7 protein-coding genes are annotated in these 14,500 nt (G+C 36.5%); 5 read left to right on the forward strand and 2 right to left on the reverse strand.

All coding sequences use genetic code 11. From position 1 onward, the window contains the following. Together ENO17_05700 and glgP are read right to left on the reverse strand one after the other, a co-directional pair. Nucleotides 1–2,149, reverse strand: a 2,149-nt coding sequence (locus ENO17_05700) for a bifunctional alpha,alpha-trehalose-phosphate synthase (UDP-forming)/trehalose-phosphatase (protein ID HER24520.1), incomplete at its 3' end; no start/stop codon positions are given. 238 nt (nucleotides 2,150–2,387) lie between these two features. Next, on the reverse strand, nucleotides 2,388–4,109 hold the full coding sequence (gene glgP / locus ENO17_05705; GenBank protein HER24521.1) for an alpha-glucan family phosphorylase: 1,722 nt from the start codon (nucleotides 4,107–4,109) through the stop codon (nucleotides 2,388–2,390). Nucleotides 4,110–4,425: 316 nt separating this feature from the next. Here glgP and ENO17_05710 point away from each other — a divergent pair, with 316 nt between their 5' ends. The 5 genes from ENO17_05710 to ENO17_05730 are packed head-to-tail and all read left to right on the forward strand — an operon-like array spanning nucleotide 4,426 to nucleotide 14,449. After that, nucleotides 4,426–4,710, forward strand: coding sequence for a hypothetical protein (locus ENO17_05710; protein ID HER24522.1), 285 nt, complete (start codon nucleotides 4,426–4,428; stop codon nucleotides 4,708–4,710). Between the two features lie 19 nt (nucleotides 4,711–4,729). Beyond that, complete coding sequence (locus tag ENO17_05715; protein HER24523.1) at nucleotides 4,730–6,727, forward strand: alpha-1,4-glucan--maltose-1-phosphate maltosyltransferase; 1,998 nt, start codon at nucleotides 4,730–4,732, stop codon at nucleotides 6,725–6,727. 12 nt (nucleotides 6,728–6,739) lie between these two features. After that, on the forward strand, nucleotides 6,740–10,066 hold the full coding sequence (gene treS / locus ENO17_05720) for a maltose alpha-D-glucosyltransferase (GenBank protein ID HER24524.1): 3,327 nt from the start codon (nucleotides 6,740–6,742) through the stop codon (nucleotides 10,064–10,066). Between the two features lie 16 nt (nucleotides 10,067–10,082). After that, complete coding sequence (gene glgB / locus ENO17_05725) at nucleotides 10,083–12,011, forward strand: 1,4-alpha-glucan branching protein GlgB (GenBank protein ID HER24525.1); 1,929 nt, start codon at nucleotides 10,083–10,085, stop codon at nucleotides 12,009–12,011. After that, nucleotides 12,008–14,449, forward strand: a complete 2,442-nt coding sequence (locus tag ENO17_05730; protein HER24526.1) for a DUF3536 domain-containing protein — start codon at nucleotides 12,008–12,010, stop codon at nucleotides 14,447–14,449. The genes glgB and ENO17_05730 overlap by 4 nt, the downstream gene beginning before the upstream one ends. Nucleotides 14,450–14,500 lie beyond the last annotated feature (51 nt).

Raw genomic sequence — 14,500 nt, forward strand, 5'->3', positions numbered from 1 at the left:
CTTCAATAGAAGACTCAATATTATATTTAGATAGAGATGATCCTTTGCCCACTTTAATAGAATAAGCAAAATCAGGTATATTTTGAAAAGTATCTTCGTCTGACCAATCGTCACCTATCGCCAGAATAAAATCCCAGTCTTTTTGGGAAATCCAATAATCAGCACTTACACCTTTATTAATTCCCGTAGGTTTAATTTCAATAACCTTTTCTCCGTGAAGTACTTCAAGATTCAAGTTTGAGGTAAGATATAAAAGAGAGGATTTTAGCTCTAAGGCTCTTATTCGGCCAAAAGAGGGATCAGTTTTAATATAATGCCAGACCAGGGAATAATCTTTCTCTTCAATAAATGAACCGGGAGTTCTGTTAACATAAAGCTCAAGCAAGGGTTTGATTTGGTTTTTCCATTTATTGCTTAGCGGCTTTACAGTTTTCCATTGCCCAATCTTTTCCCTTAACCAGGTGCCATGCCCGGCAACCAATCCGATATCAATATCCGCAAACCATTTTTCTAAAATATCTTTTCCCCGACCGCTGACTATTACCACTTGATTTTTTTTATCCTGGATTAATTGTTGAATGATACTTAAGATTTTTTTACCGGGTTTGATCTTCTTAAATTTATAAGTAGTGGGGATTAAAGTTCCATCATAGTCTAAAAGAAATAAGCGATTTTTACTTTTTTGATAATCTTCTATAATCTTTAAACGGTTTTTGAGTGAAAAATCTTTTACAGAAAATTCTGCCTGCATACTTTTAACCTGTAAAAGACTTTCTTTGAAGTCATCCGCCCACTTTCTTACATGATAATTTTTCAATCGTTTTTGCATAACCCGGTTTCTTTTTTTCTGTATTTCTTGTGATAAATTTAGAGCATATTTTATAGACCAGGAAATCTGTTCTCTATTATTAGGATTTACAATTAAAGCTTCACCCATTTCATTAGCAGCACCAGCCATTTCGCTTAAGATTAATACTCCCTTACCATTGTTTTTAGTGGCGATAAATTCTTTGGCTACTAAATTCATTCCATCCTTTAAAGGGGTTATTAGGGCAACATCAGCAAGATAGTAAAGAGCGGTCAGTTCATAAAAAGGAATAGATCTGAAAAGATACCTGATGGGAGACCAGCCAATCGTAGCGTATCTACCATTAATTTCTCCAACTAACTCATCTACCTGTTCTTTTAATCGCTGGTACTGTTTTACCCGAGCACGCGAAGGAACAACTATCATAATCAAAATTACTTTTTCCAGATATTCTGAATTCTTCTGCAGGAAATATTCATAGGCTTCCAAGCGTTTAACGATCCCTTTAGTATAATCCATCCGGTCAATAGAAAGAATGATTTTCTTCTCTCCAATCAGTTCTCCAATTTTTTTGATCTCTTTTTTGGTATCAGGATTATGAATAGAGGAAGAAAATCGCTCATAATCAATGCCCATAGGGAATGTATCTACTTTCAAAATACGGTTCTGATAGTTGAGATAACCCATATTACTTTCATCGCCAAAAAGGCGTAATACCGAGTCTAAAAAATTTCGTACATAATCATAAGTGTGAAAACCAATAAGATCTGCACCTAAAATACCTTTGAGTATCTTCTCGCGCCAGGGAAGTAGTCGATATATTTCCTGAGGGGGAAAAGGAATATGTAGGAAAAAACCAATAGTTAAATCAGGCCGTTTCTCTCTTAACATTTTAGGAAGTAGCATTAACTGATAATCATGCACCCAGATTATATCATCTGGCCGGACAATATTTAAAATGACTTCGCAGAAAATCCTGTTGACTCGATTGTATTCATCCCAAAGAGAATTTTGGTAGACTGCATATTGAGTAAAAGAATGAAATAAAGGCCAGATAGTTTTATTACAAAATCCATTATAGTAGGCTTGTATCTGTGATTGAGACAAAAAGACCGGGTAGTTATTTAATCTTTCCAGTTTAGTGATAATTTCTTTTATGCCTTTTTCGTTAATCCGGTCTTTTACTATACCCGGCCAGCCAATCCACAGGCAATCATAATTTTGATGAAAAGAAGACATGCCAGTAGCTAATCCTCCGGCGCTGGGAAGAAATTTAATCTTATCTTTGTTTTTACTGACAGTTACCGGAAGCCGGTTAGAAACAATTAATATTCGTGCCATCTTCAATTTCACCTCTTGATTATAAAAAGCTTTTTCGAAGTTTTTGTCGTGGGAATATTACTTTTTATTTATCGATCATCTTTTTATTATTATACTATATAAATCCATTATAGTAAAAAAATGATCTTCTATTCCAAATCTATAATTCTGGAAAATATGATCAGTTTTTAGGAAGCATAAGAAGTAAAACTGTGCGAAATCAAGTAATACAGATTAAAATCAATTGTTTACCGATTTATTATAAATAAGCGTTTAATCCGTATTGAAGAACCATTCGATGGGTGTTAAAGAAGGAAGCATTTATGGCAATACTATGACGCATGATATTAATCCATTTTCCTCTATTCTGGTAATAAATTGGGATAACTGTATTGTGTAATTTATCATATAAGGAAGCTGCATCTTCCTGATCACTGCTTTTGATATCAGGTGCTGATCCAATCGCCCATCCGGTAAATCCTTCAACGCAGCCTTCGATCCACCATCCATCTAAAATACTTAAACTAGGGATGCCATTGTGTGCTGCTTTCATTCCTGAAGTACCTGATGCTTCTAGCGGTTTTTTGGGAGTATTTAACCATAAATCTACCCCCGAAACTATTCTCTTAGCTAAATCTAAATTATAATTTTCCAGGTAAACAACCTCTATTTGTCCTTTAAGCTGTTGGGAAATATGAACAATCTTTTGGATTAATTCCTTCCCCGACCAATCTTTAGGATGGGCTTTACCAGAGAATATTAGTTGGATTTTACCAGTCTTTCTGGAAATATCTACCAACCTATTGATATCATAAAAGATTAAATCTGCCCGTTTATAAGCTGTTGCTCTCCTGGCAAAACCAATGGTTAACACTTCCGAATTAAATTGCACCCCTGTTTCTTGAAAAATAATATCAATAAGACATTTTTTCGCTTCCTGATGAGTTTGCCATACTTCCTCATCCGGTATATTTAAAGCGTATCGCAAACTAAAGGGATCATTTTCCCACCCCGGAATATAACGATCAAAGAGTTTTCGAAAATGAGGACTTACCCAGGTAGCAGAATGAACCCCATTGGTAATTGAATTAATATGGTACCCGGGAAACATCTCCTGGGAAATTACTCCATGTCTTTTGGCCACTCCATTTATATAATGGCTTAGATTAAGAGCAAGAGCAGTCATATTCAAGCTTTCTTGTCCACCGAATTCCTTTAATAAGGGTTCAGGGATAGGTTTTCCTAAAACCTTTCTCACCAAGTCATAAGAAAATTGATCCATGCCAGCAGGTACCGGTGTATGAGTGGTGAAAATACACAAGCTTTTAACTTTCTCGACAAGACTATTATTCCACTTTTCCTCCTGATGATGATAATAATCGAGCAGTTCCAAAGTCAACAAACTAGCATGTCCTTCATTCATATGATATTTAGAGATAGTATTAAATCCCAGCTCCCTAAGCATTCTCACTCCGCCAATTCCCAATACAATTTCCTGGGCGAGCCGGTATCTTTTGTCACCACCATACAAGTAATCAGAAAGACTACGATCATAAACACTATTTTCCGGTAAATCAGTATCCAAAAATAAGACGGGGGTGCAATAATTATCCAAACCTTTTATACAAAAAAGCCATGCCTGAATCCAAACTTTTCTATTCTCAATTTCGATTAAAATTTTATTGGGTAATAATTGCATATAATCTTGAGGATTCCATTCTTCGGGTAATTCCACCTGAATCCCTTCTTTTTTATCAACTTCTTGATGTAGATACCCCTTCTTATAAAGCAAGGTAACACCAACCAGGGGAACTTTTAAGTCCGCAGAAGAGCGGAGCATATCGCCGGCTAAAATCCCCAATCCTCCGCTGTAAGAAGGTATTTTGCCATCTACACATATTTCCATAGAAAAATAGGCAATTTTTTTATCTTTTTTAAACCTTTTAGGAATTTGAAAAAGGACTCCTCCCTTAGCTTCCATAAGTGCTCCTTTCAAAGCTCGACAATGATTGATAATCTTATTTACCTACAATAAAAATTGTAGATTCAACTTAACTATTTATATATAGAACTGAAATATCTTGCCTCATTTTTTTCCGTCAATACATTTTAAAATTTAATAACTGTACCATCCTTCAGCGGTAAAAAATAAAAAAGACAATTCATTTTCTTGATATATGTAGTGCAAAATGATATCATAAAAATAAGAGATTTGCAAATTCAATTACCCCACTAAAGTTTACACTAACGATAAAATTGTAATTGAATAGATTAAAAAAATAGGAGGTTAGAAAAAAATGGCAAAAAAATACCAGAATATCGATATTAATCAAGAAGCTCCTTCAGTACAAAACTATTTTTATTTAAACAACGGAAAAAAGTTAAAAAATATTGCTGAATTAATGGAAAATTTACAATATATGGACCAGGGTTTATTTTCTTTTCATGTAAATGAGCAACATAATGATTTCGCCATCTGGATTCGCGATGTATTCGGGGAAAAGGAGCTAGCTCGCCGAATAAGTAAAGCCCGTTATCCTGCTAACATGTTAAAATCAATAGAAAAATATATCCAAAGATAAGATAGAAAGGATTTTTCTTATTTATTACCTTAATAAAAATAAAAAAAACAGAGTGGTCATTGAAAATGTCCAACCTGAAATTGATGGTGGTTCATTTCCCATCAAAAGAATTATCGGAGAAAAAATAAAGGTCACGGCAGATATCTTTGCTGATGGTCATGATCAGATCAGAGCCTCTCTTCTATTTCGAAAAAAAGGAAAAGAAAAATGGCAGTTTTCTCCCATGAACTTTGAAGGAAATGACCGGTGGTCCGGAGATTTTACAGTCCAAGGAATAGGTATCTACGATTACAGTATAGAAGGATGGGTCGATCCTTTAATAACCTGGCTGAATAATATCCCAAAAAGATTTCAAGCGCAGGAAAAAATAAAAGTTGACATCTTAAGTAATATTCCTCTTTTGGAAAGATTAGCTCAACAAATAACCTTAAAAGAAAGAAAATATATAAACCAGATTATTACCAGATTAAAAGAAGAAGACAAACCCGAAAAATTAGTAGCCATTCTCCAGGATAAGACACTGTCGATTATTATTCAAGAAAATCCTTTAAAATATCATAAAATTCGCTATTGTAAAAAATTAAAGGTAATCATTGATCGAAAGAAAGCTTTATTTAGCACCTGGTATGAGCTGTTCCCCCGTTCCTGTTCCCAAGAAAAAAACCAGCATGGCACTTTTTTAGATTGCGAAAAAATCCTGCCTGATATTGCCAAGCTGGGTTTTGATATTCTTTATTTTCCCCCTATTCACCCCATTGGAAAAACCCACCGTAAAGGGAAAAATAATAGTATAATTGCTCAAAAAGGAGATCCGGGAAGTCCCTGGGCGATAGGAGATGAATCCGGTGGACATATGGCTATTCATCCCCAACTGGGAAATCTCAACGACTTCCATCGGTTGATAAAAAAAGCAAAAGAATATGGTATTGAAATAGCCCTGGATTTAGCTTTTCAGTGTTCCCGGGATCATCCTTATATTAAAATCCATCCGGAATGGTTCAGATGGCGAGCGGATGGGACCATTCAGTATGCTGAAAATCCTCCCAAAAAATATGAGGACATCGTACCCTTTGATTTTGAAACAGATCACTGGCAAGAATTATGGCAAGAACTCAAGAAAATTACTTTTTACTGGATAGAACAAGGAATTAAAATCTTTCGAGTCGACAACCCTCATACTAAACCTTTTCTATTTTGGGAGTGGCTGATTGGTCAAGTTAAAGAAAAATACCCGGAGGTTATCTTTCTCGCAGAAGCTTTTACTCGACCAAAAGTAATGTATCGTCTGGCTAAAGTCGGTTTTACCCAATCTTATACTTATTTCAGCTGGAGAAATACCAAAAATGAATTAACGGAATATCTGAATGAGCTCACCAATAGCAAGATTAAAGAATACTTTCGCCCAAATTTTTGGCCAAATACGCCGGATATCCTTTCTGAATATCTGCAATCGGGAAATAGACCGGCTTTTCTTATTCGATTTATTTTAGCTGCTACCCTTTCTTCCAATTACGGGATTTATGGACCTGTCTATGAACGATTCATTAATCAGGCTATTGCCGGAAAAGAAGAATATCTTTATTCAGAAAAATATGAAATAAAGCAGTGGAAAAATGAAGACATCAAAGAAAATACTCGTGATTTTATTTCCCGAATCAATCAAATTAGACGGGAGAATTCCGCCTTTCAGATGACTAATAATCTCAAATTCTATCATGTAGATAATGATAATTTGATTTGTTTTGCTAAATTTAACAATGATCTGTCCAATATTATTTTAGTGGTGATTAATTTAGATCCTCACTATACCCAGTCAGGATGGGTTCAGGTTCCGCTATCTGATATGGGTATTGAAACTGACCAGCCCTTCCTTGCCCATGACCTATTAGGAGGCGATCAATATATCTGGAAGGGCGAATACAATTATGTGGAATTAAATCCAAATACCCTTCCTGCCCATATCTTTAAAATGAAAAAAAGATTGAAGAAAGAAAGTGATTTTGATTATTTCGCATAAGGAGGATGCCCCATGACTACCCAAGATACTTATTCGGAAACCCCTTTATGGTACAAAGATGCCATTATCTATGAACTTCACGTCAAAACTTTTTTCGATAAAAACGAAGACGGAATCGGTGATTTTCAGGGATTAACTGAAAAATTAGATTACTTATACAATTTAGGGGTTAACACCCTCTGGCTGCTTCCTTTTTTCCCATCTCCTTTAAAGGATGATGGATATGATATTGCTGACTATTTCAATGTCCATCCCAATTACGGTAATTTACAACATTTCAGATATTTTTTAAAGAAAGCTCATCAAAGGGAAATGAAAGTGGTCATAGAATTGGTCTTAAATCATACATCGGACCAGCATATCTGGTTTCAAAGAGCAAAAAAAGGAGGTCCAAATTCAAAATGGGGTAAGTTTTATGTCTGGAGTGAGACTCCAGATAAATACCAGGAAGCCCGAATTATTTTTAAAGATTTCGAGTCATCTAACTGGACCAGGGAACCTATATCCGGCTATTATTACTGGCATCGTTTCTATTCTCATCAACCTGATTTAAATTATGATAATCCGGAAGTCCAGCAAGCCATGTTGAAAGTAGTAGATTTTTGGATGAAAATGGGAGTTGACGGAATTCGTCTGGATGCAGTCCCCTATTTATTTGAAAGAGAAGGTACTAATTGTGAAAATCTGCCGGAGTCATTGGAATTTTTAAAAAAATTGCGTTCCCATATGGATAAGCATTACCAAAACAGGATGATCCTGGCCGAAGCGAATCAATGGCCAGAAGATGCCATACAATATTTTGGTCAAGGAGATGCCTGTCATATGGCTTTTCACTTCCCGCTAATGCCCCGCATGTTTATGGCTTTAAAAATGGAGGATCGATTTCCCATCATAGATATTTTAGATCAAACCCCAACAATTCCGGATAACTGCCAATGGTCTATTTTTTTAAGAAACCACGACGAGTTAACCCTGGAAATGGTCACTGATGAGGAAAGAGACTATATGTATCGAGTTTACGCTCGAGATACTACCGCTAGAATTAATTTGGGTATTCGCCGACGGTTAGCTCCCTTGTTGGATAACCATAGAAGAAAAATGGAAATCATGAATATACTTCTTTTTTCCCTGCCGGGAACCCCGACTATCTATTATGGAGACGAAATTGCCATGGGAGACAACCATTTCCTGGGAGACCGGGATGGAGTAAGGACTCCCATGCACTGGAGTCCAGATCGCAATGCCGGTTTTTCTAGAACAAATACCCAAAAACTTTATCTCCCGGTTATTATTGATCCGGAATACCATTACGAAACTGTAAACGTGGAAAACCAGGAGAAAAATCAGACATCATTTCTTTGGTGGATGAAAAGAGTGATCGATATGCGGAAAAAATATAAGGCCTTTGGGAGAGGCAGTATTGAGTTTCTTCATCCGGAGAATTATAAAATTCTGGCTTTTATTCGTCGATATGAAGAGGAAACTATTCTTGTAGTGATCAATCTATCCCGGTTTTCCCAGGTAGCAGAATTAGATTTAAGCCAATATACCGGTTATCGCCCGATAGAGCTTTTCAGCAGAAATCAGTTCCCAATCATTAAAGAAACCCCTTATATCTTAACCATGGGATTTCATGATTATTTCTGGTTTTCCCTCCAGAAAGAAGATGATCTGAAAATTACCCAGAAAAGGGAGAAAATCCCGATATTAAGTACCCAAACCAGTTGGCTCAACTTTTTTAAAGGTAAAACAACCCAATTGTTAGAAAATTCAATTATCCCCTTTTTCTTAAAAGAACAACGTTGGTTTGGCAAGAAATCACAAAGAATAAGAAAAGTTAATATAACAGAAAAAATATTAGTAAAGAATGTGGATAGTACTTCTTTGCTACTTTTTCTAAAAGTAAGCTATACTGAAGGATTGGAAGAAGAGTACCTCCTTCCTCTTTCCTATCTGGAAAAGGAAAAAGCAGAATACTTACTACATGAAATCCCACAATGTATTTTATTCAAAGTTCATACGAGTAACCAGGATGGCATTGTCTATGATGCAGTCCATGATACCGGATTTCATCAAACCTTGATCCAACTTATCACCAGAAGACGAACTATTAAAGGTGAACAAGGTACAATTCGAGCCTATCCCGGAAAATATTTCCGAAAATTAAGTAAAAAGGCAACGACCTTTGAAAATTCAAGATTATTGGATACTGAACAGAGTAATTCCTCAATTATTTATGAAAAGGATGTAGTCCTTAAACTATTCCGCAAACTGGACGAAGGTGTTAATCCGGATTTAGAACTGGGAAAATATTTGACCGAAGAAGCCAATTATGCCAATATACCTCCCTTCTCCGGGGCAATCGAATTTCAAAAAAATAACCACGCAGTAATTACCCTGGGAATTTTATATCCATTTATCCAAAGTGTAGGAAATGCCTGGAATTATACACAGGATGCCTTAGGACGTTACTACGAAAGGGTTCTTTCTAAAATAGGCGAACTGGATAAAACTCCTTCTCTTCCGAATTCCCTTACTGATACACTGGAAGAAGATATTCCGGAAATCTTTCAGGAGCTAATCGGCATTCCCTATATTGAAATGATCAGCCTTCTGGGTAAAAGAACGGCAGAACTTCACCAGGCTCTGGCTCAACCCAGTGAAAATCAAGATTTTAGACCAGAAACCTTTTCTATGCTTTATCAACGCGCTCTTTACCAATCCATCCAGACCTTGATTAAACGAACATTCCAGGGTTTAAAAAAAAGTGCCAGACAATTTCCCGAAGATCTCCAAAATGACCTGGATCGCATATTAACCAGCGAATCCCGAATATTAAAATATTGCAAGATCCTTCTTTCTAAGAAAATAAAAGGAATGAAAATCAGAATTCACGGAGATTATCATCTTGGACAAGTCCTATATACCGGAAATGATTTCTACATTATCGATTTTGAAGGCGAACCAGCCCGACCACTGGGAGAAAGAAGATTAAAACGTTGTCCTTTGAAAGATGTTACCGGAATGCTCCGTTCTTTTCATTACGCTGCTTTTGCTCCCTTAATACAAAAACATATTCCAGGGAATTATAAAGTACTGGAACCATGGGCAAACCTATGGGCTCACTACACTGCTAAAATATTTTTAAAAGCTTATCTAAAACATTCGCAAGGAAATTCATTCTTACCCGAAACAAAAGAACAACTATCTCAACTGTTAAAAATCTACCTTCTGGAAAAAGCGGTTTATGAAATAGGTTATGAGATGAATAACCGACCTGACTGGCTGCCGATCCCATTTAAAGGTATTTTATATGAATTAGGAGAGATAAATGAATAAATATAAATTTCATCAAATGGAATATTTTTCCCTATTTAGTAAAGATGATATTTATCTTTATCAAGAAGGAACACACTATCGGTTGTATGAAAAATTAGGAGCACATCAAATAAAATTCAATGAGAGAGAGGGCGTGCACTTTTCCATATGGGCTCCCAATGCCCAATCAGTTGCGGTTATCGGAGATTTTAATCAATGGCAATCCTATACTCATCCATTAAAGCAAATACATGCTGACAGTGGTATATGGGAAGGCTTTATCCCCGAAATTGAAAAAGGAATGCGCTATAAATTTCAGATAAAATCCCGGCATAAGGATTATCAAGTTGATAAAGGAGATCCTTTTGCCTTTTACTGGGAAAAACCACCTAAAACGGCATCAATCATATGGGATTTAGATTACCACTGGCAAGATCAACACTGGATGAGCCATCGAAAAAGATATAATAACTTAAAAATGCCTTTTTCGGTCTATGAAATACATTTAGGTTCCTGGCGCCAACAACTTGATTCGAGCAATTGTTCTCTGGATTACCGAAAATTAGCTCCTATCCTGGCAGATTACGTGAAGCAAGCAGGATTTACCCATGTTGAACTACTTCCGATTATGGAACACCCCTTTTATGGCTCCTGGGGTTATCAAACCCTGGGATATTTTGCTCCAACCAGCCGTTACGGATCACCTCAAGATTTTATGTATTTTGTTGAATATCTTCATCAACAAGGAATTGGTGTCATTTTGGATTGGGTACCTTCCCATTTCCCCGGTGATGAATACGGACTGGTTTATTTTGATGGAACCCATCTCTACGAACACGCTGACCCGCAGAAAGGGTTCCACCCTGACTGGCATAGTTATATCTTTAATTACGGAAGAAACGAGGTTAAAGAGTTTTTAATCAGCAGCGCCCTTTTCTGGTTAGAAAAATACCATATTGACGGCCTGCGGGTAGATGCTGTTGCCTCCATGCTTTACCTGGATTATTCTCGCAAAGAAGGCGAATGGATCCCCAATCAATTCGGGGGAAGAGAAAATCTGGAAGCGATTGATTTCATCAAGAAGTTAAATGAAGTTATTTATCAAAATTTCCCAGACGTTCAGATCATCGCCGAAGAATCTACCGCCTGGCCGATGGTCTCCCGCCCTATCTATTTAGGTGGTCTCGGATTTGGTATGAAATGGAATATGGGCTGGATGCATGATACACTATCTTATTTTTCCCAAGACCCTATTTTCCGTAAATACCATCAACAACAACTAACTTTTAGCCTGCTTTATGCTTTTAATGAAAATTTCATCAGCTCTCTATCTCATGATGAAGTTACCCACGGAAAAAAATCTTTATTAGAAAAAATGCCCGGTGACGATTGGAAAAAATTCGCCAATTTACGCTTACTGTTCGGTTATATGTTTGCTCACCCTGGAAAAAAATTGCTTTTTATGGGTGGAGAATTTGGACAAAGAAAGGAATGGGACCATGACACCAGCCTTGATTGGCATTTACTTGACTACCCTGATCATCAAGGAATCCTTAAATGGATCAGTGATTTAAATTTTTTTTATAAGAATGAGAAGGCCCTCTTCCAACTCGATTTTGAACCCCAGGGATTTGAATGGATCGACAACCGTGATTCGGAGCATTCTGTGTTGATCTTTTTAAGAAAAGGTGAAAAGAAAGATGATCAGATACTGGTGATCTGCAATTTTGTTCCGATTCCCTGGCATCATTACCGCATTGGTGTGCCGAGTAAAGGAATTTGGGAAGAAAAATTAAATAGTGATGCCATTATTTATGGCGGGAGTGGACAGGGAAATCTCGGTACTGTACAATCAACTCCCTTCCCTATTCACGGAAAAGATTACTCTCTTTCCCTTACCCTTCCTCCCTTAGGTATACTTTTTTTAAAAAAGAGAGGGACAATTGATAAGGAGCAAGTAAAATGAACCAAAACCAAAAAAAATATATCTGTATTCATGGTCATTTTTATCAACCGCCCCGGGAAAATCCCTGGTTAGAGGAAGTTGAGCTACAAGATTCTGCCTACCCTTTTCATGATTGGAATGAAAGAATTTCCGAAGAATGCTACAAAGGGAATAGCACTTCGCGTATTTTGGACAAACAAGGAAATATTATTAAAATTATGAATAATTATTCCCGTATTAGTTTTAATTTTGGCCCAACTCTTCTTTCCTGGATGGAAAAACATCAACCTGAAATTTATCAAGCTGTTTTAGAGGCGGATAAAATAAGTCAGGAACGCTACCATGGTCATGGTTCTGCAATTGCCCAAATCTATAATCATATTATTATGCCGCTTGCCAATGACCGGGATAAATATACCCAGATTTACTGGGGCATCAAAGATTTTCAGTCCCGTTTCGGCCGATTTCCCGAAGGGATGTGGTTATCGGAAACAGCGGTGGATTATCGAACCCTGGAAATCATGGCAGAACTGGGGATTCAATTTACCATTCTTGCCCCACATCAAGCCAAAAAAATTCGTAAAATGGGGAAAGATACCCCCTGGCAAGAAGTTAAACAGACAAACCTTAATTGCAAGCAACCTTATCTGTGTCATCTCCCTTCAGGAAAATCAATTCATCTTTTTTTCTATAATGGGCCAATTTCCCATGAGGTAAGTTTTGGAGATATTTTAAGTAATGGTGAAAAACTGGCTAATCGCTTACTCATTTCCTTTTCCCAAGATAATACTCAACCGGAACTAGTCCATATTGCAACAGACGGTGAAACTTACGGTCACCATCATCGCTTTGGTGATATGGCTCTGGCATATTGTTTACAATATCTTGAAAAAAACAAAACAGCTGCCCTCACCAATTACGGAGAATACTTAGAATTTTACCCCCCTAATTATGAAGTGGAAATTGTAGAAAATACCTCCTGGAGTTGTACCCACGGGATTGAACGATGGCGAAATGATTGCGGCTGTAATAGCGGTATGCACACTAATTGGCATCAAAAATGGAGAAAGCCCTTGAGAGAAGCAATGGATTGGCTAAGAGATCAAACCATTAACATCTTTGAACAAAAAGCTTCCGCCTATTTTAAAGATATATGGCAAGCAAGAAACGAATATATTTCAGTTATTTTAAATCGAAACTCAGACCATATCGAAACTTTTTTAGGGGAATACAGTTCCCATCTGCTTAATCCAGGAGAAAAAACAAATGCACTGACCTTATTAGAGATGCAGAGAAATGCGATGCTTATGTACACCAGCTGTGGTTGGTTTTTTAACGAAATTTCCGGTATTGAGACTATCCAGATCTTAGAATATGCCGCTCGCTGTATTCAGCTTATTCAAAGATTTACCGATCATTCTCCGGAAGAAGAATATTTAAAAATACTGGAACAGGCTCCCAGTAATATATCGCGTTACCAAAACGGAGCCAAAATTTATCAGTCATTAATCAAGCCGATAATGGTTGACCTATTAAGAGTAGCTGCCCATTATGCCATATCTTCTCTCTTTGACGGTTATCAAAATAGTATTTTTTGTTATCAAATCACCCAAAAAAAAATAAATCGCTTGGGGAGTGGCAAATTAAAAATGGCTATCGGCGAGACAAATATCCGATCAGAAGTCACCTGGGAAGAAGATAAATTTTGTTTTGCCGTACTCTATTTAGGAGATCATAACGTCAACGGTGGAGTAAAACGCTATCAAGATGAAAAAACTTATGACGCCATGCAAAATGAAATAAGTAAAGCTCTTAATTTAGGAGATGTGACAGCTATCATTAGATTAATGGATCAGTATTTTGGTTCTAACAATTATTCATTATGGTATCTGTTTAAGGATGAGCAAAGAAAAGTAATTGGGGAAATCATGAATCTCAGCTTGGAAAAAACTAACGCTAACCTTCATCAGATCTACCTGGAAAATTACACCATGCTAAACTTCTTAAAACAGTTAAATATTCCTATTCTTCCACCACTTTCCTTTATTACCGCCTACGAAAATAATCAAGAATTGCTGGATTTATTTTCCCGGGAAGTCATTGATCTCACTAAATTAAAGGAATTAGTCCAGGAAGTTCAAGACTCATCCATTTCCTTTGATCATGCTACTTTAGGATACAGAATAAGTACCTGGATCAGCCAATCTTTAGGTAGTTTACAGGTGAATTTAAACAGCTTGGATAAGATTATTCAAATCATTGAGGTTCTTAATATTATAAAACCACTTACTTTACAGCTTCATCTGTGGAAAGCTCAGAATTTATTCTTTGAATTATATCAACAAGAAGAAATGAAGATAATTCAGGAAAAAGCTGCAAAAAGTGATGAAGAAAATCAAAAATGGCTATCCCAATTTAAACAATTAGGCACTATTCTTCATATTGAGATATCTTGGTAATGAAAATTTTGTTGATATCTTTTCAAAGTTCGTTAAATCATTTCCTGCCGG

Source organism: Candidatus Atribacteria bacterium (genome assembly GCA_011056645.1).
Lineage (GTDB): Bacteria > Atribacterota > Phoenicimicrobiia > Phoenicimicrobiales > Phoenicimicrobiaceae > Sediminicultor > Sediminicultor quartus.